Origin of the sequence: Fulvimarina endophytica (genome assembly GCF_003403015.1) — a bacterium.
GTDB lineage: Bacteria > Pseudomonadota > Alphaproteobacteria > Rhizobiales > Rhizobiaceae > Fulvimarina > Fulvimarina endophytica.
In genome coordinates, this window is the sequence record NZ_QURL01000001.1 from 162,021 (window position 1) to 185,895 (window position 23,875).

Below are 23,875 nucleotides of genomic sequence, written 5' to 3' on the forward strand. Positions count from 1 at the left end.
AATTATTGAGTTGGGGGCAGACGTCATATGGACGACGCGTTGAACAAATGGGCCGCTGAGATCATCCGTCATGGTCTCTTCTCGGAAGAGGAGGTGACGGCGCTGCTTGGTCGCGTGGCCGAACGAGAAGCCAGAGGCAAGTCCACAGCCTACGTGACCTGCCTCGTGCGGGATAGGGAAGTCCAGCTCAAATCAGAGGAAGGCGTCAGGCAGTTGTGGCTTGCTCGCATCCTCGGCAAGTATGGCTATCCGGCGAAACGCGTCGCAGTCGAGTATCCCGTCACATTCGGACGCGACACCTCGAAGCGGGCGGACATTGTCATCTTCGACGCAGATCGTCCCACGGTTCCCTACATCATTGTCGAGGTGAAGCAGGGCAATCTGCGAGACGGTAAGGAACAACTCCGTTCCTATTGCCACGCTACCGGTGCGCCCTTGGCTCTTTGGAGCAACGGTGTTCTAGACGAAGTCTGGCACCGCAAGAACCCCAATTACTTCGTCCCGATCCACCACCTGCCCACTGTGACACAGACGATCGAGGACATCGTCAACGAGCCGTGGACCATTGCGACCCTCATTGAAAAAGAGGAGGAGCGCGACCGGGAGGGGTCCAAGGCTCGCTCACTTCGCGACCTGATCGTTGAACTGGAAAACGAGGTGCTGGCTAATGCTGGTGTGGACGTCTTCGAAGAGGTCTTCAAGCTCGTTTTCACCAAGCTTTACGACGAGATGGCCTGCCATCGGGGCAGCTACCCTTATCTGCGCTTCCGTAACAGCAATACGGCTGCGCAGCTCAAAGAGGCCATCCAGTCCCTGTTCAATGAAGCGAAGGCAAAATGGTCCGGCGTCTTCCTGGAGGACGAACGCATCCGGCTTTCAGCGGATCACCTTCAGGTCTGTGTCGGTTCGCTTGAGGAGTGGAAGCTGTTCAACTCCAACCTCGACGTGATCGATGATGCCTTTGAGTACCTGGTGAACAAGTCGTCGAAAGGCGAGAAGGGCCAGTATTTCACGCCGCGCTGGGTCATCGACATGTGCGTGAAGATGCTGAACCCGCAGGAAAGTGAAACCGTCATCGATACGGCTTGCGGCTCCGCAGGCTTCACGGTCCATGCCATGTTTCATGTCTGGCGTCAGATCATCAAGGAGATGGGCCTACCGGACTCGCATCTCTTCACGATGGATAAGAAGCCGGCGCGCTGCGAGGACTATGTACGCAGCAAAGTCTTCGCCACTGACTTTGACGAGAAGAGCGTTCGAGTAGCCCGATGCCTCAATCTCATTGCTGGCGACGGCGAAACCAACGTGCTGCACCTCAACACGCTCGACTGGACCAAGTGGAATGAAACAGTCAAACAGGACGAGTGGCAAGACACCTACAGCGAAGGCTGGACACGCTTCCGCAAGCTCAGGACCAGCAAGAAGGATTCCGACTACCGACACTTCAACTTCGACGTCCTGATGGCGAACCCGCCATTTGCGGGAGACATCAAGCAGAGCGACATGCTCGCATCCTATGACCTGGCGCATAACGCCAAGACCAACAAGATGGAAAAGGCCGTTGGTCGCGACCTTCTTTTTATTGAACGCAATCTTGATTTCATTCGGCCTGGCGGGCGAATGGCTATCGTGCTGCCGCAAGGCCGTTTCAACAATTCATCGGACCAACGCGTCCGCGAATTCATCATGGAGCGGTGCCGCGTTCTCGCGGTTGTCGGACTTCACCCGAACACCTTCAAGCCGCACACCAATACCAAGACGAGTGTTCTATTCGTTCAAAAGTGGAATGATAATCCCGCTGAAGGACCGCTATGTCCTCGGATATCCGACTATCGCATATTCTTTGCAACGCAGCAGGTAGAAAGCGTCAATAACAGTGGCGACAAAATATACGTTCGCAATGAAGACGGGAGCTTTAAGCGCGATGCGCATGGCCATTTCATTGTCTCACACGACCTCTTCAATCATGACGGCCTTACTCGTGACGGAATTGCCGAAGCGTTCATAGAATTCGCCCAAAAAGAGAAGCTGGCATTTGCGGAGAACATCGGCGTCGTGCAATCGGCCACCAGCGAGCCGCCGCCTAGCCAGGAAGACAACTCTCCGCGTGACAACGATCTTGGGGGCCTTTCGCTTTCATCGCTCTCGCTTGCGGATCTCTACCGAGAACAGCCACTAACATTTGTTGCCACGCTCTCTGATGTTGAGGCGGCAGAGCGGATGGACGCGCAGTATTTCCGACCATTGTTTTCGGAGATTGAACGGCGGATGAAGGCGGTAGGCAATGCCGTGCCGCTGGGTGACATACTCACCAAAAATGCAAGAGGCAAACAACCGATTTACGCAGAAGCTGGCCTACCAGTCATAAACTCCAAGCACGTCCGAACGAACAGAGTAATACTAGAGGACAATCGTACCGCAATTGAGCTTGGATCGCCTGTTGTGATTCAGCACGGTGATGTGTTGTTGAACGGAACGGGCGTTGGAACAATTGGACGAGTTGCACCATACCTGCATGACCAAAAGGCGCTACCGGATAACCATGTCACAGTGTTGCGGACGGATCGCGTCGACCCGATATTCCTCGCGGTTTTCCTGAACAGCGAGCTCGGTCAATGGCAGATCGAGAGGCACATCAAGGGCTCGTCTGGGCAGATTGAGCTGTATCCAGCAGATATAGCCCGCATCGTCATCTGGGATGCGCCGAAGGACGTCCAAATGAATGTTCGCGACGCCGTCCTCTCGGCTTTTCAGCAGGAGCAACGCGCCTTGAATCTGCTGGATGCCGCAAAGCACGCCGTTGAGATTGCGGTCGAGAGCGGTGAAGGCACAGCCATGGCCTATCTCGATCAGCAGGAGGGGGCCGAATAATGGCACTTCCTCCTCACGCCGTAGATTGGATGGGCCGCGCCGAAATTGACTACCTTGGCCCGTTCGTGAAAGCATGGGCGGCATTTAACGCATGGTATCGCCACGACAGCGGCGAGGCCCAGGAACGGGCAATGCTGAACTATGCCGTTTCTAATCACAACAGCCGCCTCCGACGCAGGGTATTGCCGCTCCTGCAGAATGGCAATGTGACGGCGGACTCCCAATCGTTGAAGCAAGCGATCAGCGACCTTCAGATAAAGCTGGACGCCATTCACTTCGAGGTCACCAGGAAGAACGGTGGCGTAGAACGCGTTTCGCTCCGGCAGGTGTGCATTCGCCCACGGCCAATTAACGTTGAGAGCCGCACGCGCAACAACCACCAATATCGGGTTCGAAAAATCGCAGGCGGTGACATCGAACTCACGGTTACCGCGACTGTGTCTGGCGTGGTCCGATTCCAGCATGTGCAGCCGAGCTATGCGCCCGAGGACGTATACGCCCAAGCAGGATTTCTTGCTTTATCGGGTGCGCAGCAGGTGACGCTTCGCGAGCTATATGAGGGCTGCAATCCACGCCCGATGGTTGACCTCGTTCAAGGTGGCGGGCCTGCGCTTCAGGCCGGGGCAATGGCATTCCAGTGCACCCAGGAAGACTTACTCGCGGGTCTCGTAGAGACTATCTACACGATGCGCAATGCGCTGCTTCATGGTGAAGTCGATCCGGACCCGCAGGTTCTTTCTTGTTATGAACCTGCATACCGTATCGTCATGCAATTCTTGAAATCTATTCAGTAGGGCTGTGCAGACGTGACGAAGTTGAAAGGCCCAAAGTTCATTCAGTATTTCCAACCCGTCATTGACGGATTGCGTGACCTTGGTTCATCGGCAAAGCCGCGTGAGGTCTACACCTGGATTGCCGAGCACCATCCCATTCCCAAGGAAGAGATCGAGAGCACGACCAAAGGCGGTCAGTCGAAATTCGAGAACAAAGTCGGGTGGGCGCGCTTCTATTTGGCCAAGGGTGGGCTGATCGACACCGAGCAACGCGGCGTGTGGGTGCTCACCGAGAAGGGGCGCAAGGCAAACCTCTCCCACGAGGAAGCATACAACCTCTTCAAGTCAATCCATGATGGCTTCCAGCGCGAGGATGGCCAGCCTGGCGAAGCAGAGACCGAAAAGACGGTCGACGAAGCCGACGCCAGCGCGCCGGATGAAAAGGCCTATCTCAACCAGGACGCTATCCAGGAAGAGCTTGTGCGCATCCTGCGCGGTATCACGGACAAGGGCTTTGAGGAGTTGTGCGCCCGCCTCCTTCGGCACATCGGCTTCGAGAATCTGAAGGTTACGGGCCAGACCGGCGACCATGGCATTGATGGCGAGGGGTTCCTGCTCATCAACCGGTTCGTCCGCATCAAGGTCATGTTCCAGTGCAAGCGTTACGCAGGCACGGTGCAGGTCAAGGAAATCCGCGACTTTCGAGGCGCGATCCAGGGCCGCGCCGAACGCGGCATCTTTCTGACGACAGGCACCTTCACGAAAGGCGCCCGCGAGGAAGCTGCGCGGGAGAATGCGACCGCGATTGAGCTGGTGGACATCGACCGACTGCTAGAACTGCTGATCGAGGAGGGGCTTGGCGTGCGCGAAACCAAGGCTCTGACGATAGATCGCGATTTCTTCTCGCCTTATCAGAAGGCGCTTTGATCTCGGCATGCAGATTCGAGACCTACCAGCGCCGGTCACCGCATCTAAGGCCGACTGGCTCGCCGGAACCACATGGCTGGGGTTCACGCCAACCGAGGGCGACCTAACCGCTCGCAACAAGTGTCAAAGCACGATCCAACGGCAGTTCGGCGGCGGCTACGTCATCGAGTACATTACTGAACAGTTCAGTGAGCCGAATCCAGGATTTGAGAATGACCCGGCATATCTCACCGAGCGGGAGGCTCATCGGGCTTTGGCCGGTCGGCTAATCGCCGTCCACAAGCTGCGCACGACGGCTCGCTCCCTTGAAACGATCCTCGGCGCAGAGGAATTCAAGCGGCTCCAGGACATGTGGGCGCAGGGCGGCAAACGGTATCGGTGGTCAGTCGCCTTTCCGATTGTGGAAAGCTACGAAATCGTCGGTCGCCCCAAGGCGAAGGACGTCTTGGGCGAAGCTGCCTATCGGCGACTTTACCAACGGTCATCGGCCACGCTTCGCACCCTCACCGATGAAGAAAGGCGGCTGATCGCTGACCTCGAACTGCACCAGATCGCAACGGCGAATTCATGGATCGGTATTGAGGACGAATTCAGGCTGGCCGAGGCCAGCGAGATCAATCCCGAAGTTGAACGAGCCATCGGCCGGGACCTTGCGGCGCTTGAAGGCATGGAAGCCGAGCGGCTGGCGAAGGTGAAGCGACGCGCAGCTTGGATTGCCGACCGGTTCATTCGAGAGAGGCAAAGGGCCGGGACGATCACTTGCGACGACTGCGCTTTTGATCCGAGAGACCTGGCGGCGGAATTGGGAGTGAAGCCGCGCGGCTTCTTGGATGTCCACCATAAGAACCCGTTGGACGAGGGAATTAGGTATACCACCACTGCAGACTTCGCGCTGCTTTGCCCAACCTGTCATCGCGTGGAGCATGTCAGACTTCGGAAATCGAAGCGCCAAGTCGCTTCCTGAGGGCGTTGGCCTTCTGCTCCAGCCCACCCAGGAAAGCACCCGTTCCCTTCCCTCGGGTCCGCCTTCTACAGCGCTATGTGGGGCGCGAAGGCGGCTCCGAGGAAAGCGAACTACCCTCAGCTCTCTATCTCTAACTCTCTATAGGGATGGAGCCAACGGCGTCGCGGCTGGCAGAAGCTGTGGAAAACGTCAGCAGGAATCGACCGGTGGAGCGTGCTACCCCGGTGCTACCCGAAGCATTTCAGGAGTTAGCGTCTAAGAGCTAACCCCTTGAAAACATTGGCGCACCCGACAGGATTCGAACCTGTGACCTCTGCCTTCGGAGGGCAGCGCTCTATCCAGCTGAGCTACGGGTGCCTGGGCGCGATGTCGTCGCGTGTTCGCAGCCATAGCGGATCGGGGATTGGGGGGCAAGGCATGAGTTGCGGGCAATTGCCTAAAGCTCGTCGGCCGTTGTTCGCAGGCGGGTAGAGGGCCCCTTATTCTTCCGCGTGAAGGGAGAGATCGGCGACATCGCGAGTGTCGAAATCGGGAGCCTGTTTGGGAACCGGTTTGGGCCGCGAAGGCCTGTCTCCTGGAGCTTCGGGCTTCAGGGACGCGACAGGCTCGGTCTGTTCGGCGATCGGGAAATGGTGGGCGGTGAGAGACTCGAACTCCCGACATCCTCGGTGTAAACGAGGCGCTCTACCAACTGAGCTAACCGCCCGCGCCTTTTCCTTAGGGGCTCGAGCTTTCGCGCGCAAGATCCCGGCCGGGATCGGCTTCGGATCGGCTTCGGATCGGTACGGAATGTTCGGAGCGCAGTGGGGTGGGGCAGGGCACGGCAGTGCGTCGGGCGCAGCGGGCGCCGGCTCGGCGGGTCTCGCCCGCCGCTTGCCGGGCGGGCGGGGTTTGTGGCTGCGGTTTAGGTCGTAAGGCCTTGCGCCCCTCGCTAGCCGCAACGCCGATCTTCAGGCGTGCGGTGCCGAGAGTTCGCGTCCGGCCTCGGTCAGATAGGGGGCGAAGAGGCTCATGATCTGGGCGGCGCCTTCGTCGATCTGCTCGCGCGTGGGTTCCTCGATGCCGTGTCGGCTTCGCAGGTGGTCGATCCAGTAGGTCGCGATGATCCAGGCATTGACGATCGTCCGGTCGATCCGCTCCTCGGGGATCGCGATCAGTCCCCCTCTCTCCATGTCGACGACGGCCTTTCGGGTGAGGAGAAGACCTTCGTCGCTGACCTCGCGCAGGCGCGAGCGAAGGGCGGGGGCGAGCCGGAAGACAGCCGCGCCGTCCCGGTAGAAGAAGCGCCATTCCCACATGATCCGGAACCAGCCGGTGAGATAGGCGCGGTAGCGCTCCACGGCCGCCTGGTCCTCCTGTGGAACGACGGCGGTGCGCAGAAGCTCGTCCGAGAAGCGGTCGAAGAGCGCCTCCAGCACGTCCTCCTTGCGCTTGAAGTGATAGTAGAGATTGCCCTCGTTGATCCCCAGGGAGCGGGCGATCTCGGCGGTCGTCACGCTGGCCGGTCCGCGCGCGTTGAAGAGTTCGCGGCAGACATCGAGGATCCGCTCCCGCGTCTTCGTTCGTGGGCGGGGCGTGGTCGCGCTTCGGCGAGGGGATGGGCGGGCAAGACTCATCGTTTCATTCTAGCGACTCGCGATCGCGGCGCTACCCGGCGCGGATAGGCAACGGGGACCCTAAGCGACGCGAGCACGAATTCCTTCAGGAACCGTTCGACGCGGTGGCCTTGACGAAAATAAGGTGTTCACCTTATTTTTTACGTCATCGACTGGGGAGTTCACCACCATGCCCGATCCGTCCGATGATCACGACCGGAACGAAGTGCCGAGAGTGCCCGGGGCGGGGCGCGCGCCCACCGCTTCGATCGATCTCGACGTGATCGTCATCGGCGCGGGGCTCTCCGGCATCTGCGCCGGTCACTACCTGCAAGAAAAATGCCCCGAGCTGCGCTACGCGATTCTCGAGGGCCGGGAGAGAATGGGCGGCACCTGGGATCTCTTCCGCTATCCCGGCATTCGCTCCGACAGCGATCTCTATACCTTCGGCTTTTCCTTCCGGCCCTGGACCGAGGACAAATCCATCGCCGACGGGGCGTCGATCCTTAACTACCTGAAAGAAACGGCGCGGGACGAGGGGATCGAGAACAAGATCCGCTTCGGCCACCGGGTCGTCGCCGCCTACTGGAACAGCCGAACGGCGCGCTGGCAGGTGGAGGTGGAGAGCGGTGAGGAGCGCCGGCGCAGCGTTCTCACATGCCGGTTCCTCTTCGCCTGCTCGGGCTATTACGATTACGCCACGGGGTACAAACCCGAGATCCCGGGTCTCGATACCTTCGCCGGGCCGGTGATTCATCCCCAGCACTGGCCGGCCGATCTCGATTATGCCGGCAAACGGGTGGTGGTCGTCGGCAGCGGGGCGACGGCCGTCACACTCGTTCCGGCGATGGCGCAGACGGCGGACAAGGTCGTCATGCTGCAGCGCTCGCCGTCCTACATCGTCTCGCTTCCGGCGAAGGACAGGACGGCTCTGGCGCTGAAGAAGCGCCTTCCGGCAAACCTCGCCCACCGCCTCGCGCGATGGAAGAACATCCTCGTTTCCATGGGGTTCTACCAGTTCGCGCGGCGACGTCCGCAGAAGATGAAGGAGTTCGTCATCTCGCGCGTGCGCCGCCAGCTCGGGCGGGACTATGATGTCGAAAAGCACTTCACGCCGCGCTACGATCCCTGGGACCAGCGGCTCTGCCTTGTGCCGAACGGCGACCTCTTCAAGGCGATCCGTTCGGGCCGGGCCGAAGTCGTGACGGGGACCATCCGGCAGGTGAGCGAGCGCGGGATCGACCTTGCCGACGGCACGCGGATCGAGGCCGATATCGTCGTGACCGCGACCGGGCTCAAACTTCAGATGCTGGGCGGAGCCCGGCTTTCCATCGACGGTGTGCCGGTCGATCCGGGCGAGGCCTTCATGTATCGCGGCATGATGCTGTCCGACGTGCCGAATTTCGCGATCTCGATCGGCTATACCAACGCATCCTGGACGCTGAAATGCGAGCTGACCGCGCTCTACGTCACGCGGCTACTTCAGAGGCTCGACGCGCGTGGCGACGACTGGTGCATGCCGAAACGGCAAAGCGATATGGGAGAGGCGCCGCTGATCGATTTCTCTTCGGGCTATATCGAGCGAAGCCGCGATCTTCTTCCGCGGCAGGGCGAGCATCGTCCCTGGCGCCTGCACCAGAACTACATCCTCGACTATCTCACGCTGGGCTGGGGGCGGACCGACGATGCGGCCATGCGGTTCGGGCGACGGGATGAGGACGGGAGAAAGGCGGCGTGATGGGTGACGATACCAAGACCGCGCGGGCGAAGGGGCCGATCATGTTCGCGGGGCGGACCGCGCTCGTCACGGGCGCGGCGAGCGGCATCGGACGTGCCATTGCCGTCTCGCTCGCAGAACGGGGCGCTGCGCTCGCGCTTGCCGATATCGACGAGGCGGGGCTTGCCGCGACGCGGGGCCTTCTGCGCCCTGGCACCCATGCGACGCTGCACCCGATCGATCTTGCCGACAAGGACGCGATCGCGGCGCTGCCGGGTGCCGTCATGGCGGAGCATCGTAGCGTGGATCTCCTCTTCAACGTCGCGGGCGTTGCCATCGGCGGCAGCTTCGAACAGGTGGACGCCAACGATTTCGACTGGCTGATGGAGATCAACTTCTTCGGCACCGTGCGCATGGTGCGCGCCTTCCTGCCCGTCCTCCGGCAGGCATCCGAGGCGCAGGTCGTGAATATTTCCAGCATCTACGGCATCATCTCGCCGCCGGGACAGGCGGCCTACAGTGCCAGCAAGTTCGCGGTGCGGGGCTTCTCGAATGCCCTGCGTCACGAATTGCGTCGCACCTCCATCGGCGTCAGCGTCGTCCATCCGGGCGGTGTCGCGACCGAGATCGCGAACAGCGCGCGGCTGCCGACCGGCGTGGACGAGGAGGAGACGGCCCGTCAGCTCGCCCGGATGAACCGGATGCTCAAGATGCCCGCGTCGAAAGCCGCAGAGATCATCGTCGAGGGGGTCGCGAAGCGCCGGTCGCGCATTCTCGTGGGAACGGATGCAAAGGTCGCCGCGGTGCTCGAGCGCCTCATGCCGGTTTCCTATATGAAGACGCTGGACTGGCTGATGAGGCGTGCCTCGTGACCTCCGTTCTCGCCGTTCTCCTCATCGTCATCTGTCTCCTGGTGCTTCTGGTGCTCGCATCGGCGCTCTGGACCGCGCGGATCGCTCGCCGGGTGGAGGCCGCCTTGCCGCCGCGCGGTCGGTTCCTCGAGATCGGTGGAGAGCGACTGCATTATCTGGAGAAGGGGGCCGGCCCTCCGATCGTTCTCGTTCACGGTCTCACCGGTCAGCTGGGCAATTTCGCCTATGCGCTGCTCGAACCGCTGGCGGTTCGTCATCGGGTCGTGCTGGTGGATCGGCCGGGCTCCGGTCACTCCACCCGCAAGGTCGATCGCAAGAGCGATCTCGCGCTTCAGGCCGGGATGATCGCGGAGATGATCGATCGGCTGGACCTCGGCCGGCCTCTGGTCGTCGGCCATTCCCTCGGAGGTGCCGTCGCTCTCGCTCTTGCGCTCGATCATCCGCGGAAGGTCTCGCGCCTCGCCCTGATCGCGCCGCTCACCCAGCCGACCCGCGAGGTGCCGTCCGTCTTCCGCCTGCTCACCGTACGGCCGCACTGGCTGCGCGTCGTGACCGCCTGGACGCTTGCGACCCCGCTCGCGATCCTGTCGCGGCGCAGCGTTCTCGAAACGGTCTTCGGACCGGATGAGGCACCGAAGGATTTCGGCCTTGCGGGCGGCGGGTTCTGGTCCCTGCGCCCGGCGAGCTTCATCGCGGGGTCCGAGGATCTTCATGCCGCCGCATCCGATATGGATGCGCTGCGGGAGCGTTATGATGCGCTGCAGGCCCCGGTCGACATCCTCTTCGGACGCGAGGATCGGATCCTCGATCCGGAGCGACATGGCCAGGCGTTTGTCGGGCAGGCCGCAAATGCCCGGCTCGAACTGATCGATGGCGGGCACATGCTTCCCGTCACGCGCGCGAGCGACGTCGCGGGTTTCATCGAACGTATCGCCGCGCTCCCACCGGTCGCGGACGCGCCCAAAGGTTCTGATCGATAGTCGGACGATTCGAGGGCCCGGCGCGACTGCCGCTCTCAGCGAGCGCCGCATTCGCCTTGTGCCACGACCTCGTAGCCGTCGCGCCGCGCCATGCAGGCATTGGAGAAGGTGCGCTCGTCATTGCCGGACCTTGCACAGACCGGGGCATATTCCATGGTGCACATCATCGCATCCGAAGGCGCGGACGGGGCTGCCGGCGGAGGCGCGGGCTCGACCGGAGCGCATGCGGCGATGAGCAATCCGGCTGAGCCCAACAGGGCGAGACGCAAAAGCATGGTGCCTCCTCGTTCGGGAAATCTGCCGAGCCGCCTCAACTCGGCTCGGATGCCGTGATCACGACGTCTGGCACCCTGCGATCGATGACAGGATACTCTACGATCCGGCCTCAAAGGCCCCTCGTCAGGACCTGCGGCCGAAGCGGAGATCCTGTTCGATCGAGAAGGGCGCGCCGAGGCGGATCTTGTAAATCTGATAGTTCTCCATGATGCGCTGCACATAGGAGCGGGTCTCGCCGAACGGAATGCGCTCGATCCAGTCGACGACCTCGTCGATCGATTTGCCACGCGGGTCTCCGAAGCGCTCGATCCACTGTTTGGCCCGGCGTGGACCCGCATTGTAGGCAGCGAAGGTGAGCACGTAGGAGCCACCGAAATCGGAGATCTGCTCGCCGAGGAAGCGGGCGCCGAGGGTCGCGTTGTAACCCGGATCGGCAAGGAGCCGGCCCTCGGAATAGGGAAGTCCCATGCGTCCGGCAACGGCCCTCGCCGTGCCCGGCATCAGCTGGAGAAGGCCCAGCGCGCCGGCGCCGGAGCGGGCTTTCGGGTTGAAGGCGCTCTCCTGCCGGGCGATCGAATAGGCGAGAGCCTTGCCGGCCGACGAGATGTTCGCGCTCGCCGGGATGACGCCGATCGGATAGGCGAGGGCGGGTGCGTCGACGCCGCGATAGCTCGCGAGCTTTCCGACGGTCAGCGACAGATTGTGGTTGCCGCGTCGCTCGGCCATCACGGCGAGGAGAGCGAGCTCGCCGGGACTGTCGAGTTCGCGCGCGAGGTCGCGGTAGAGGATGTCGGCACGCCAGTCCGACCCAATACCTTCCAGCCTGTGGATCGCCTGCACCGCCTCCCGGCTTTCGAATCGCTGGCGTTCGCTCCCCGAAGGATTGGGATAGGCGATCTGCCTCGGCGAATTGCCGAGCCGGGCCATCGCGAGCTGTCCGTAGAAGGTGGTCGAGTGCTTGGCGGCTTCGGCGAAATAGCCGCGCGCGTTGCCGCCACCGCCGGCTTCGGCCGCGCGGCCCAGCCAGTAATAGCCGCGCGAGAGGCTGATCGGCTTGGAAGAGACCTTCAGGATATTGGCGAAGTGGGCGTGGGCGGTGCGCGCGTCGCCGAGAAAGCGCAGGGCGATCCAGCCGCAGTGGAACTCGGCTTCCGCCCGCTCCACGTCGTCCTGCGCCGTGTGCCCGGCGGCCACCTGATAGGCGAGCTTTGGGTTGCCGAGGTCGAGAAGGTCGCGGGCGATGATGCGCCGCTCGTTCCACCAGGCATCGGGGTTGATGAGGACGCGCGGATCCTTCGGCGCGCGCAGGAGGAGGTTGGCGGCATCCGACACGCGCCCGGATTTGCGCATGTGCTCGACGAGCGCGAACTGGTAGCCGGTGGCGCGCTGGTCCGAGGGAACCTGATTGAGAAGCGCGCCCGCATTGCTCTCGCCGCGGATGGCGGCCGACCAGGCCCGGAAGAGCGAGCTGGCTTCGGCGAGATTGCGCACGCGGTCGGCATCGGAAATTCGGTCGCGGTAGAGGAGCGCCGCCATCCGGTGGCGGTGGTCGTCCCGCGTCAGGACCTGGGAGAAGTTCGAGAGAACGGCGCTCTCCATCGAACGATCGAGGGTCTCCTCGCGCCACATGGCGGAGATCAGCGCACGCGCCCGTGCGCCGTCGCCGGTCTGCAGATAGGCACGCGCGAGCGCCATCTTGCCTTCCGGGCTCTCGGGGGCACCGGCGGAGAAGGCGCGGATGACGTTTGCCGGCGGCTGCTTCTCGCGCCAGAGCGCCTTTTCGGAATTCTCGCGCAGGGTCTTCATGCCGGGCCAGCCGGCAAGTTCGGCGGAGGCTGCGGCGATCTCGTAGGACGGCACGTTGCTCGCGCCCGACAGGGCGATCGCCCAGGCGAGGATCTTGTGGTCGAGCGAGCCGCGGCGCATGCCCTCGCGGATGGCGCGGGCCTTGCTCTCGTTCCGGTCGGAAAGCGCCTGGAGCCCCTCCTTCAGCTCGCCGCGGATCGGCCGCACAGCCTCGGCCCTCGCACCGCCCGCTGCGAGCGATGCCGCAAAGGCGCCGGCCGTCACCGGAAGAGCGCTCGACGCGGTTCGGTTGATGAGGGGATTGGCCGGCGCGGTCACCTCGCGTCCGAACCGCCAGGGATCGACGGCGCTGTTCGATCCCTGCGCGAGGGTCGTGGAGCCCGTGGTGATGCGGTCCGTCTTGGCCGGACGATCGACCGGGATGGGCACGGACTGCGCGAAACCGGGGACCGTCGCCGTCACGAGAAGCGAGGCGGACAGAAGGAGGCTGATCTCAGACCTGGCGAAGAGCTTCATGGGGCGCAGTCGACCTTTCGTATCCATGTCTGCCGACGAGTTCCGGCAGGCGGCATCCGCGAGGGCATGGAACCGGCCGTCGGCGCATGCCTCTTCGGTCCATCCTGACCGGTGCTCGAATGGTTTCGGAACCTCTCACGACCACACTTAAGGACCGGTTACGACAATTGGGATAATCGGGTCGCAAGCCGCGTGCCGCAAGATGTCGGTCGAGGCAAGAAAACGTTTCCGTTCAGATGGATAGATGTCGAAGCCTGCGATGGTGACGGCAAGACACGGTTTCGTCACCCTTTCGCCCGCCGATCTCACGACCGCGTCAGACAAGCGGGCATTGGCATTTTGTCCTGCGAGAGTGTATCGGCGACGAACGAAAACGGATCGGCCTTCCGAAAGGGTCGAGAGGAGCCGTGACGATCGCGACAGCCGATCGCCGTTCCGGGGAGAGTGGAGAGACCATCATGTTCAAGGGATCGATGCCGGCGACCATCACGCCGTTCACCGAGGACCTTCAGGTCGACGAGGCGGGGTTCCGCGAGTTTGTCGAGTGGCAGATCGCGGAGGGCTCGTCAGGCCTCGTGCCCGTGGGTACGACCGGCGAGACGCCGACGCTGAGCCACGACGAGCACAAGCGGGTCATCGAGATCTGCATCGAGACGACGAAGGGCCGGGTTCCGATCATCGCGGGCGCCGGCTCCAACAACACGGCCGAAGCGATCGAGCTCGCGACCTTCGCGCAGAAGGCGGGCGCCGATGGCGTGCTCGTCGTCACGCCCTATTACAACAAGCCGAACCAGCGCGGCCTCTACGCCCATTTTGCCGCCGTCGCGAAGTCGGTCTCGATCCCGGTCATCATCTACAACATTCCGGGCCGCTCGATCATCGACATGACGCCGGAGACGATGGGGCGTCTTTCCTCCGACTTCTCCAATATCGTCGGCGTCAAGGATGCGACCGCGAAGATGGACCGCGTCTCGGAGCAGCGCCAGCATTGCGGCAAGGACTTCGTGCAGCTCTCCGGCGAGGACGTGACCGCGCTCGGCTTCAACGCCCATGGTGGTGTCGGCTGCATATCGGTGACGGCGAACGTCGCGCCGAAGCTCTGCGCCGAGATGCAGGCGGCCTGCGCGGCCGGGGACTTCGCCAAGGCCCTGGATTATCAGGACCGGCTGGCACCGCTCCACAAGGCGCTGTTCATCGAACCGAGCCCGGCCGGCGTCAAGTATGCGCTGTCGCGCATCGGCAAGTGCCGCAACCTGATGCGCTCGCCCATGGTGCCGGTGGAAGATGCGACAGCCGAGATCATCGACGCCGCTCTCGCCCATGCCGGCCTGACGAATTGAAAAGCTGCGGCCTCGGCCCAATCTCTCCTTCCTGATACCGAGGAGAGAGCCGGGGCCGAACGGCCTGCCGCATAGGGTGATATGGCCAAGAAAAAGAAGACGTCCGGAAGCAATGTGGCCGCGGAGAACCGCAAGGCCCGCTTCAACTATGCCATCATCGATACGCTCGAGGCCGGCCTTCAACTGACCGGCACCGAGGTGAAGTCCCTGCGCGACGGCAAGGCCTCCATCGCGGAAGCCTATGCGACGGAGGAAGAGGGCGAGCTCTGGCTCATCAACTCGAACCTGCCGGAATATCTTCAGGCCAATCGTTTCAACCACAATCCGAAGCGCCGCCGGAAGCTCCTCGTCCACAAGGCCCAGTTCAACCGGCTCGCGGGTGCCGTGCAACGGGACGGCATGACCCTCGTGCCGCTGAAGATCTATTTCAACGAAAAGGGCACGGCCAAGCTGGAACTCGCGCTCGCCAAGGGCAAGAACGCGCCCGACAAGCGCCAGACCATCAAGGAACGCGAGTGGAACCGCCAGAAGCAGCGGCTCATGAAGGACGCGTGAGCCGGAAGGCGACCTCTCAGCTGGCTGGATAGCTCGCGAAGATTTCCGAAGTCCCCTCCCGGCGGGCCAGCAAGACATCGAACGGCGTATCGCCGGTTCCCATTCCCGGCGCATCCTGCGGCATTCCGGGAACGGTGAGACCCAGGACATCGGGTCTCTCGGCGAGAAGCCGGTCGATATCGGCGGCAGGAACGTGGCCCTCGACGACATATCCCTCGATCAGTGCCGTATGGCAGGAGGAGAGTTCCGGCGTGAGGCCGGCCTCGATCTTCTTCGCGTTCAGTGTGGCAGCAGGCAGATAGTCGACCGTCGGCGCATAGCCGTTCTCCCGCAGGTGCTCGACCCAGGCCTTGCAGCAGCCGCAGCCGGGCGTTGCGAAGACCGCGATCGCCCGACCACGCGGACCTGCGAAAACGGCAGTGACGGGTGCGAGGGTCGAACCGACCAAGGCGGCGAGGCCGAGGCCGAAGGTCCGGCGGTCGATCGAATGTGGCGTCATGGTGCGGCTCCCGTTCTGGTGATGCGATGGCATTCCGGTCGTTCCTTGCGCCGCCGTCAAGCTGAGACCGCCTTCCGGCCGGCCTCCGGCGGACCCTTCGTGAAAGCGAGAATCAGCAGTCCTGTGAGGAAGAACGCGACGATCGCGCTCATGCCGATGCGAGCGGCCGTTACAGGGTCCGTTATGGTGGCCGCGAGAGCGGTGAGGGCCGCGACGCTCGCGGGAGCGAGGAAGCTCGTCGCCCGGCCGACCAGAGCGTAGAAGCCGAAATAGCGTCCCGCTTCGTCCGGCGTGACGCTTTCGGCGAGCCATGCGCGCGAAGAGGCCTGGACGGGGCCGAAGGCGAGCCCGACGAGGAGCCCCCAGAGGATGTAGATCTTCTCCGATGGCCTTGCGAAGAGCCCCGTTCCCTCGGCCGGCGCGAAGGGGACGAGGCCAAAAAGGGCGCCTTGCGGCCCGGTCGAGACGAGGCCGATCGTTGAGAGTGCGAGGGCGGCGACGGAGATGACGACGAGCCGCTTGGAGCCCAGGCGGGTCGCAAGGGCGCCCGCGAAGATGCATCCGGGGATCGCCGTGAGATTGAGGATCACGCCGAAGAGGCCGATCTCGATGATCGACCATCCGAACATGCCTGCCGCGAAAGCGCCGCCGAGGACGAGCAGCGCGTTGACGCCGTCCTGATAGATCATGCGCGCGATGAAGAATTTGAGGAGTTCGATCCGGCCTCGGATCTCGCGGGCGGTCGCCTTCAGGTCTCCGATCCCGGCTTTCACCGCGACGCGAAACGTCTGGCGCCGTGCGCGGTCCGGGACGAGGAGGAAGAGCGGCAGGACGAAGACGGCATACCAGAGCGCGGCGAGCGGTCCGGTCGCCCGCGCGCCTTCGCCGGCCGCAGGGTCGAGGCCGAAGAGCGGCGACAGGCCGAAGAGCGTCAGGCCCGTCTCGGGCGAGGCGGCGAGGAAGCCGAGCGCGAAGACGAGGAAGACGATGCCGCCGGCATAGCCGAGGCCCCAGGCCGTGTTGGAGACCCGGCCGATGCTGTCGCGGGCGACGAGACGCGGCAGCATCGCATCGTTGAAGACGATCGAGAACTCGGCGGCGATCTGGGCAAGCACGATCGCGACGACGACGGGAAAGAGAGGCGATCCGGGTTCGGCGACGAACCAGATGGCGACGAGGCTTGCGATCTGCACGCAGGCAAGGCCCGCGATCCAGGGCTTTCGCGGTCCCGCGCGATCGGCGATCGAGCCGAGGACCGGAGACCCGAGCGCGACGCAGATGCCGGCGAGGGTCGCGGCAAGGCTCCACGCGGTCTGGCCCGTTGCGGGATCGGAGGCGAGTTCGGAGACGAAATAGGGCCCGAAGACGAAGGTGATGACCACCGTGAAGAAGGGCTGGGCGGCGAAATCGAAGGACATCCATCCCCAGATGGCGGGGGATTTCAGCGGTCTGTTCCCGGGCTGGCCTTCGGTGCCGGCGGTCATGGACGCGTCTCCGTCTCGGAACTCATGAAGGACGGCCACTCCTACCAGCCGGCTCCCGCCTGTTCCAGTCCGACAGGTACCCGTCACTTGCCGATGCAGAATTCCGAGAAGATCACGTCGAGAAGATCCTCGACGCCGACCGCTCCCGTCAGCGCGCCGAGGCGAGTGGAGGCCCGGCGCAGGGTCTCGGCGCCGATCTCCGGAGGCAGCGTCTCCGCCTCCACGAATTCGCGCAGGATGCGGCTCGCATCGGCGAGAAGCTCGCGATGCCTGAGGCGCAGGGGGATCGCCGACGAAGGATCGCCCGCCGCCTCCCGCGCTCTCGCCGCGATCGCCTCGACGAGCGGCGCGATGCCGGCTCCGGTCTTCGCCGAAATCGCGAAATCGTAGCCGCCGTCCTCGAGGCGATGGCGCAGCGGATGTTCGCTCTCGCCGCCGGTCGCCATGTCGATCTTGGTGCGCACGGTGATGACGTTTCGCGCCGGCACGTCCTCGGCATCTTCGCCGAGGCCGGAGGCATGGCCCATGGAGCCGAAGGACGGGCGGACCGCGGCGAGGAGTGCCTTCACACGCGACAGAGGTCCCGGCGTGTTCGCGGGGTCTTCGAGGGCGAGAATGAGGTCGGCCTCGTCCATCGCCTTTCGCGCGCGCTCGATGCCGATCGCCTCGACCTCGTCGCCCGCCTCGCGGATGCCGGCGGTGTCCGACAGCACAACCGGAAGCCCGCCGAGATCGAGGGTCACCGAGATGACGTCGCGGGTCGTTCCCGGCACGTCGGTGACGATGGCGGCATCCCGGTCGGCCAGGGCGTTGAGAAGGCTCGACTTGCCGGCATTCGGCGCCCCGACGATCGCCACCTTGAAGCCTGATCGCAGGATCTCCCCGCGCTCGGCCCCGGCGAGATGAGCGTCGATATCCTCCCGGATCTCGTCGATCGAGCGGCGGACGCCCGCATCGACCCCATCGCCCACATCGCCTTCGTCGGCGAAGTCGAAGGAGGCCTCGATCATGGCGCGTGCCTGCGTCAGGCGATCCATCCAGGCTTCATAGGTGCCGCGCAGGGCGCCCTCCGCCTGGGCGAGCGCCGCCCGCCGCTGGCCCTCGGTCTCGGCCGCCAGAAGATCGGCGAGACCTTCCGCCTCCGTCAGGTCCATTCGTCCGTTCTCGAAGGCGCGGCGGGTGAATTCGCCGGCTTCGGCAAGGCGCACGTCCCCGATCGCGGTCGCACTTTTCAGAAAGGCAGCGACGACCGCTCGCCCGCCATGGAGATGGAACTCCGCGATGTCTTCGCCCGTGGCGGTTCGCGGCCCGTCGAAGAAGAGCGCGATGCCCCGGTCGATCGCCCGCCCTTCGCCGTCGCGAAAGGTGCGCAGGCTCGCTCGGCGCGGGGCCGGCAGGATGCCGGCCATGCGCTCCATCACGACAGCGGCCTTCGCGCCGCTCACCCTGACGACCGCGACGCCCGAGGGCAGGGAGCCGGACGAGAGGGCCGCGATCGTATCGGAATGCATGAAGAGGCCCTTGTCGGCGCGTGGAACGGGATATCGGGCGCAAGAGACCAGTTCGCGGCCGGGCATGCAAGGCTGATGGACAGGGCGTATGCCGGTGGCCGAGCGCCATGATTTGCTATTCACGACTTAAGAATTCCGCGTCCGCCTCTCGACAAGCGGCGTCCGGAAAGCAGCTGTGTGGGAAGAGGGATGAGACGTGCCGGCCGTCATGGGGCGGCGTTTTCGGAGACGACGATGAGCCAAACCGATCTGACCTGGGCCGTCCCGGTCATGCGGGCGGGATATGCCGGGCGCGGATTGACCTATCTGGCGGTCGCCGGATTCTCTCTCTACGCCATCTGGTGGGGCAGGGAGGCCGAAGGCACCCAGTCGGCTCTCGCCCGTCTGGAGACCTCGCCGGGCGGGACGCTCGTGCTGTTCCTCATCTTCATCGGTCTCTTCGCCTACGCGGTCTGGCGCCTGGTCGCGTCCTTCTACGACCTCGAATGTCGCGGCACGGGCCTGAAGGGGATCGCCGCGCGTCTGGCGATGGTCGTCACCGGCCTCATCCACCTCGCCCTCGGGGTCTTCGCCTTCTCGCTCCTGTTCCTCGGATCGGGCGGTTCGGGCGATGGCAGCACCACGCGCCAAATCGTGCGATGGATCTTCGGCGTGCCGGGCGGGCGCTATGTCGTCATGGCCGTGGGGGCGGTCATCGCCATTGCCGGCGTCTACTACGCCTATAAGGGATGGTCGGGAAAATATCGCGAGCATCTGCGGGCCAATCCCGCGACCCTCCGCTTCAACTTCGTTCTGCAGGCCGGTCTGATCGCGCAGGGGATCGTGATCTGCATCGTCGGCTTCCTCTTCTTCCATGCCGGCTGGACCTTCGATCCGAACGAGGCGGGGGGAACGAAGGAGGCGTTTTCCTGGCTGACGCGCCAGAGCTATGGCCGCGTTCTCGTCGGCGCGATCTGCGTCGGCCTTCTCGGCTTCGCGGTGTTCTGCTTCGTCAATGCCCGCTACCGCATCGTGCCGCGCGTCACCGGAGACGACGTCGAGACGATGGCCGCCAAGCTGCGGGCGATGGCAGGGAACTGACGGATCGAAGACCGTTATCTGCGCCGGCGGGTCGGCGCATGGAAGTCGGGTGGCTTACCGTGGATGAAGCGCAGGAAGGTCGCGAGCTCCGGCTGGTCACGAAGCGCGATCTCCTCGTCGGCCATGCGTGCCAGTTCGTGATTGGCGTAGGTCGCATGGATCGTCCGGTGGCAGATCGGGTGAACGGGCTCGGTAGTGCGCCCGCCGCGGCTCTTCGGCTTGGGATGATGCCATTCGACCCGGCGGCCGAGCGGCCTGTCGCAAAGCCAGCAGGTCCGCTCCTCCTCGCGTCGGGCGGGCGGTCCGGCGGCTTCGCGGTTGCTGAGGCGTCGTTTCGGCATCGTCCCGAGATATAGCGACCGGACCTCGTCTCATCGAGACGGACGGGCTGCGTCATGACGCGCGCGCGCCCTCGCTGCGGCTCTGTCAACGTCCCCCTGTCCGGGGCCGGCTCGCAGCCGCTCGCCTTGCGTGTGCCGGGCGCCCGTGAAAGGCTGGAGATCCCGATTCGCGCGATTATTCAGGAGATGATCGATGGCTGCCTTCGAGAGCTTCCTCAACACGATCAGCGGGATCATCTGGGGGCCAATCACCCTCGTCCTGCTTCTGGGAACCGGCCTCTATCTGACGATCGGCCTCAGGGCGCTGCCCTGGCGCCGGATCGGCACGGGTTTTTCGCTTCTCTGGTCCGGACGGGCGACGGATGCGAGCGCGAAGGGCGAGATCACGCCGTTCCAGGCCCTGTCCACCGCGCTTGCCGCGACGATCGGCACCGGAAACATCGCGGGCGTCGCGACCGCGATCACGCTGGGCGGTCCCGGCGCGATCTTCTGGATGTGGGTCACGGCGCTCGTGGGCATGGCGACGAAATACGCCGAAGCCGTGCTCGCGGTCCATTATCGGCGCGTCGACGAGAACGGCAACTATCTCGGCGGGCCGATGGTCTACATCCGCGACGGCCTTGGCGAGAAATGGGCCTGGCTCGCCTTCCTCTTCGCCCTTTTCGCAACCGTCGCCGCCTTCGGCATCGGCAATACGGTGCAGGCCAATTCCGTCGCCGATGCGATGCAGACCTCGTTCGGCGTGCCGGTCTGGATCACCGGCCTCGTACTCGCCGTCCTCGTCGGCGCAGTCGTCCTCGGCGGCATCAAGCGCATCGGCAGGGTCGCCGAGACGCTCGTTCCGCTGATGGCGGCGGTCTACGTGCTCGGCGCGCTCGCGATCATCCTCATCCATATCAACCAGTTGCCCGGCGCGTTCGCGATGATCTTTACGGATGCCTTCACCGGAACGGCGGCGACGGGCGGCTTCGCCGGCGCCGGGGTTCTCGCGGCCATCCGCTACGGCGTCGCGCGCGGCGTCTTCTCCAACGAGGCGGGCCTCGGTTCGGCCCCCATCGCCCATGCGGCGGCACAGACCAAGAATCCGTACCGTCAGGGTCTCGTTGCGATGCTCGGCACCTTCATCGATACGATCATCGTGTGCACCATGACGGCGCTCGTCATCATCATGAGCGGTCTGTGGACGAGCGGGCAGACCGGGGCAGGGCTCTCGGCCTCCGCCTTCACCCAGCAACTGCCCGGACCCGGTGGCTGGCTGGTGACCTTCGGGCTGATCGTCTTCGCCTTCACGACGCTCCTCGGCTGGTCCTATTACGGCGAGCGGACGGCCACCTACATCTTCGGTCCGAAGGTGGTGCTCCCGTTCCGCGTTGTCTGGGTCGTCGCGGTCTTCGTCGGGGCGATCGGCCAGCTCGGCATCGTTTGGCTCATCGCGGACGTGATGAACGGGCTGATGGCGCTGCCGAACCTCGTCGGGCTCGTCCTGCTCTCGCCGGTCGTCTTCAAGCTGACGAAGGAGGCGGTGGCGAAGGGGCGCTAAGTCCCGATCGTCAGTCGGAACGCGTCCGCCGCACTTCTCCCGCCGGGCGCCGGCTCCATATTCGGCTGCCCCGAAGCATCGTGAGACCGGATGGTCCTCGGGTCGGATCTCGGCCCGGGGCTCCGACGATGCTTCACCCGTAGCGGCGTTCAGACAGTGAGTGGCAATGGCGTTCCCGACCTTCGGCCAGAAGCGCAGGCGAAAGCGCAGATCCGAGAAAGCCAAGCGGTCCGAGGTGGGCGCACCCCCAGGTGAACTCGTCGCCGATCCGGAGGCGGAAGCCTCCACGCTTTCGGTGTTCGGGATCGGGAACGGGCGTCACGAGAGGATCGAGAATACCGACATCGAAACCGCGCTCGCCAAGCGGGAGGAATGGCCGCTCGTCTGGATCGATCTTTCAGGTTTGTCCGACATCGATCTGGTGCGCCGGATCGGCAGCGCCTTCGGTCTTCACGACCTTGCCCTCGAGGATGTCGTCAACACCGATCAGCGGCCCAAATGCGACGCCTACGAGAACCATACGTTCTTCGTCATGCGCATGATCGATACCGAAGGACGCTCGAAGCAGTTCTCCATGTTCTTCGGCGACGGGTTCGTCCTGTCCTTCCAGGAGTCCAAGGGCAGGGATTTCGAACAGGTCCGAAAGCGAATCGAGAAGGGCGCGCCCCGCCTCCATACCGGCCGTTCCGACTATCTCGCCTATGCGCTGATCGACACGGTGGTCGATACCTACTTCCTGGTGATGGATCCGCTGACGGAAAAGATCGATCGTCTGGAGGAAGAGATCTTCGAGGACGTGGACGTGGTCCAGGTGCCCGAACTTCACGCAATGCGGCGCGATCTCCTGCACATGAAGCGTCTGATCCGGCCGACCCGCGACGCTCTCAATGCGCTGATCCGTCTCGATCGGCCCTGGCTCTCGGAGGAGACGAAGGTTTACCTCGCCGACGTGCAGGACCATTGCGACCAGCTCATCGATATCGACGACACCTATCGCGACAATGCGAGCGGGTTGGTCGACCTGCACATGACGCTGACGGCCGCCAAGACGAACGAGGTGATCAACCTCCTGACCTTCGTCTCGGCCATCTTCATTCCTCTCGGCTTTCTCGCCGGCCTCTGGGGCATGAACTTCGATCCGACGATCTCCCCGTGGAACATGCCCCTGACCCAGTCGCCCTTCGGCTATCCGATCGCGCTCGGCATCATGCTGGTGATCGCCATCGGCCTGCTCGTCTATTTCAAGAAGAAGAAGTGGATCTGAGGCCATGCTGAAGGATCAGGCCCGCGAGGTGCTCGACGATCTCGCCCGCAAGTCCCGCGTTCAGATCGAGCCGAATGGCGAAGCGCAGACGCTTGCCCAGGCGCGGGCGATGACCGCTTCGATGGCGGACTATTCGGGCAGCGCGCCCGACAGCGTGATCTCCGAGGATATCGAGGTTCCCGGAGGCGACGGCGATATCCCCGTGCGCCTCTACCGGCCGGCTATGGTCGAGAGCGCGCGTCTCCTCGTCTGGTATCATGGCGGCGGCGCGATGGCGGGCTCGCTCGATGGTCACGACAAACCTTTGCGCCAGCTCTGTGCCGCGACCGGGCGGGTGATCGCCTCGGTCGGCTATCGCCTCGCGCCGGAGCATCCCTCTCCGGCGCCGCAGGACGACTGCATCGCGGCGACGCGCCACCTGATGGCGAAGGCGGGCGAATTGCGCTGCGAGCCATCCGGCATCGCGATCGGTGGCGACTCGATCGGCGGACTGCTGGCGGCCGTCACCGTTCTGGCGCTCCGACAGGATGATGCCGAACTGCCATCAGCTCTCGTCATGCTCTACCCGAACACCGATCTGCGGCCCGATCGCGATTGTCCCTCGCTTCGCGAGCAGTCCGGCCACGTGATGACCGAGGAGTCGCTGCTCTACGAAAACGGACTTTTCGTTCCCGAACCTCTCGATCGGTCCGATGCGAAGGTTTCGCCACATCTTGCACGCGATCTCTACGGCTTTCCCAGAACGCTGATCGTCACCTGCGAGCACGACCCCCTGCGCGACGAGGGCGAGGCTTTCGCGGGGCGCCTGGAAGAGTCGGGCTGCAGTGTGGAGCACGAGCGCCTCGACGGGATGATTCACGGCGTGCTGCAGATGGCGGGCTGGATCGACGAGGCGGCGAAGCTCCAGGCGAGGATCGCCGACTTTCTTTCCGCCTCACCGGCGAAAAGCGGGCACGACTGAACG

The 23,875-nt window shown here is 63.9% G+C and carries 20 protein-coding genes and 2 tRNA genes; 13 read left to right on the top strand and 9 right to left on the bottom strand.

The annotated features are described in order from the left end of the window. Positions 1-27: 27 nt before the first annotated feature. The 4 genes from DYI37_RS00605 to DYI37_RS00625 are packed head-to-tail and all read left to right on the top strand — an operon-like array spanning position 28 to position 5,535. Positions 28-2,871, top strand: coding sequence for an N-6 DNA methylase (locus tag DYI37_RS00605; protein WP_199520048.1), 2,844 nt, complete (start codon positions 28-30; stop codon positions 2,869-2,871). After that, complete coding sequence (locus DYI37_RS00615) at positions 2,871-3,665, top strand: hypothetical protein (protein WP_116681266.1); 795 nt, start codon at positions 2,871-2,873, stop codon at positions 3,663-3,665. Before DYI37_RS00605 ends, DYI37_RS00615 begins: the two co-directional genes overlap by 1 nt. Before the next feature lie 12 nt (positions 3,666-3,677). Next, the gene (locus DYI37_RS00620) at positions 3,678-4,571 is read left to right on the top strand and encodes a restriction endonuclease (RefSeq protein ID WP_116681267.1); all 894 of its coding nucleotides are present in this window, start codon (positions 3,678-3,680) and stop codon (positions 4,569-4,571) included. A 7-nt stretch (positions 4,572-4,578) separates the two neighbouring features. Next, positions 4,579-5,535 carry an HNH endonuclease gene (locus DYI37_RS00625; RefSeq protein ID WP_116681268.1) on the top strand — a complete coding sequence of 319 codons (957 nt, stop codon included), beginning with the start codon at positions 4,579-4,581 and terminating at the stop codon, positions 5,533-5,535. Positions 5,536-5,815: 280 nt separating this feature from the next. On the opposite strand, the gene DYI37_RS00630 is transcribed toward DYI37_RS00625, so the two are convergent. The 3 genes from DYI37_RS00630 to DYI37_RS00640 form a co-directional block, all read right to left on the bottom strand. Then, positions 5,816-5,892, bottom strand: a tRNA-Arg gene (locus DYI37_RS00630). Between the two features lie 273 nt (positions 5,893-6,165). Next, a tRNA-Val gene (locus DYI37_RS00635) sits at positions 6,166-6,241 on the bottom strand. 244 nt (positions 6,242-6,485) lie between these two features. Further along, on the bottom strand, positions 6,486-7,151 hold the full coding sequence (locus DYI37_RS00640; protein ID WP_116681269.1) for a TetR/AcrR family transcriptional regulator: 666 nt from the start codon (positions 7,149-7,151) through the stop codon (positions 6,486-6,488). 169 nt (positions 7,152-7,320) lie between these two features. On the opposite strand from DYI37_RS00640, the gene DYI37_RS00645 reads away from it, so the two are divergent. The 3 genes from DYI37_RS00645 to DYI37_RS00655 are packed head-to-tail and all read left to right on the top strand — an operon-like array spanning position 7,321 to position 10,699. Next, positions 7,321-8,868 carry a flavin-containing monooxygenase gene (locus tag DYI37_RS00645; RefSeq protein ID WP_116681270.1) on the top strand — a complete coding sequence of 516 codons (1,548 nt, stop codon included), beginning with the start codon at positions 7,321-7,323 and terminating at the stop codon, positions 8,866-8,868. Then, a complete protein-coding gene (locus tag DYI37_RS00650) occupies positions 8,868-9,719 on the top strand; it encodes an SDR family NAD(P)-dependent oxidoreductase (RefSeq protein WP_245413716.1) in 852 nt (283 codons plus the stop codon). The genes DYI37_RS00645 and DYI37_RS00650 overlap by 1 nt, the downstream gene beginning before the upstream one ends. Then, entirely contained in the window at positions 9,716-10,699 is a 984-nt protein-coding gene (locus DYI37_RS00655; RefSeq protein WP_158555048.1) for an alpha/beta fold hydrolase, read from the top strand. Before DYI37_RS00650 ends, DYI37_RS00655 begins: the two co-directional genes overlap by 4 nt. A gap of 35 nt (positions 10,700-10,734) precedes the next feature. Here DYI37_RS00655 and DYI37_RS20505 read toward each other — a convergent pair whose 3' ends face one another. Both DYI37_RS20505 and DYI37_RS00665 read right to left on the bottom strand, forming a co-directional pair. Beyond that, positions 10,735-10,974, bottom strand: a complete 240-nt coding sequence (locus DYI37_RS20505; protein WP_116681272.1) for a Kazal-type serine protease inhibitor family protein — start codon at positions 10,972-10,974, stop codon at positions 10,735-10,737. 124 nt (positions 10,975-11,098) lie between these two features. Beyond that, positions 11,099-13,297, bottom strand: a complete 2,199-nt coding sequence (locus DYI37_RS00665; protein WP_116681273.1) for a lytic transglycosylase domain-containing protein — start codon at positions 13,295-13,297, stop codon at positions 11,099-11,101. Positions 13,298-13,755: 458 nt separating this feature from the next. On the opposite strand from DYI37_RS00665, the gene dapA reads away from it, so the two are divergent. Beyond that, positions 13,756-14,637 (top strand): 4-hydroxy-tetrahydrodipicolinate synthase, encoded by an 882-nt coding sequence (dapA, locus tag DYI37_RS00670; protein ID WP_116681773.1) that lies wholly within the window; start codon positions 13,756-13,758, stop codon positions 14,635-14,637. A gap of 81 nt (positions 14,638-14,718) precedes the next feature. Beyond that, a complete protein-coding gene (gene smpB, locus DYI37_RS00675) occupies positions 14,719-15,192 on the top strand; it encodes an SsrA-binding protein SmpB (protein WP_116681274.1) in 474 nt (157 codons plus the stop codon). A gap of 16 nt (positions 15,193-15,208) precedes the next feature. Here the strand turns inward: smpB and DYI37_RS00680 are convergent, their stop codons facing one another. The 3 genes from DYI37_RS00680 to mnmE all read right to left on the bottom strand — a co-directional run bounded on the left by DYI37_RS00680 (position 15,209) and on the right by mnmE (position 18,686). Continuing rightward, positions 15,209-15,691 carry a DUF411 domain-containing protein gene (locus tag DYI37_RS00680; RefSeq protein WP_116681774.1) on the bottom strand — a complete coding sequence of 161 codons (483 nt, stop codon included), beginning with the start codon at positions 15,689-15,691 and terminating at the stop codon, positions 15,209-15,211. A gap of 56 nt (positions 15,692-15,747) precedes the next feature. Beyond that, positions 15,748-17,175, bottom strand: a complete 1,428-nt coding sequence (locus DYI37_RS00685; RefSeq protein ID WP_116681275.1) for an MFS transporter — start codon at positions 17,173-17,175, stop codon at positions 15,748-15,750. An 83-nt stretch (positions 17,176-17,258) separates the two neighbouring features. Continuing rightward, positions 17,259-18,686 (bottom strand): tRNA uridine-5-carboxymethylaminomethyl(34) synthesis GTPase MnmE, encoded by a 1,428-nt coding sequence (gene mnmE, locus DYI37_RS00690; protein ID WP_116681775.1) that lies wholly within the window; start codon positions 18,684-18,686, stop codon positions 17,259-17,261. A 234-nt stretch (positions 18,687-18,920) separates the two neighbouring features. On the opposite strand from mnmE, the gene DYI37_RS00695 reads away from it, so the two are divergent. Beyond that, the gene (locus tag DYI37_RS00695; RefSeq protein WP_116681776.1) at positions 18,921-19,766 is read left to right on the top strand and encodes a DUF1206 domain-containing protein; all 846 of its coding nucleotides are present in this window, start codon (positions 18,921-18,923) and stop codon (positions 19,764-19,766) included. Between the two features lie 14 nt (positions 19,767-19,780). On the opposite strand, the gene DYI37_RS00700 is transcribed toward DYI37_RS00695, so the two are convergent. Beyond that, positions 19,781-20,107, bottom strand: a complete 327-nt coding sequence (locus DYI37_RS00700) for an HNH endonuclease (protein WP_116681276.1) — start codon at positions 20,105-20,107, stop codon at positions 19,781-19,783. 193 nt (positions 20,108-20,300) lie between these two features. On the opposite strand from DYI37_RS00700, the gene DYI37_RS00705 reads away from it, so the two are divergent. From DYI37_RS00705 to DYI37_RS00715, 3 genes are all read left to right on the top strand, one after another. Continuing rightward, positions 20,301-21,647, top strand: a complete 1,347-nt coding sequence (locus tag DYI37_RS00705) for an alanine/glycine:cation symporter family protein (RefSeq protein WP_116681277.1) — start codon at positions 20,301-20,303, stop codon at positions 21,645-21,647. A gap of 166 nt (positions 21,648-21,813) precedes the next feature. Continuing rightward, positions 21,814-22,911 carry a magnesium/cobalt transporter CorA gene (gene corA, locus DYI37_RS00710; RefSeq protein ID WP_116681278.1) on the top strand — a complete coding sequence of 366 codons (1,098 nt, stop codon included), beginning with the start codon at positions 21,814-21,816 and terminating at the stop codon, positions 22,909-22,911. A gap of 4 nt (positions 22,912-22,915) precedes the next feature. After that, the gene (locus DYI37_RS00715; protein WP_116681279.1) at positions 22,916-23,872 is read left to right on the top strand and encodes an alpha/beta hydrolase; all 957 of its coding nucleotides are present in this window, start codon (positions 22,916-22,918) and stop codon (positions 23,870-23,872) included. Positions 23,873-23,875 lie beyond the last annotated feature (3 nt).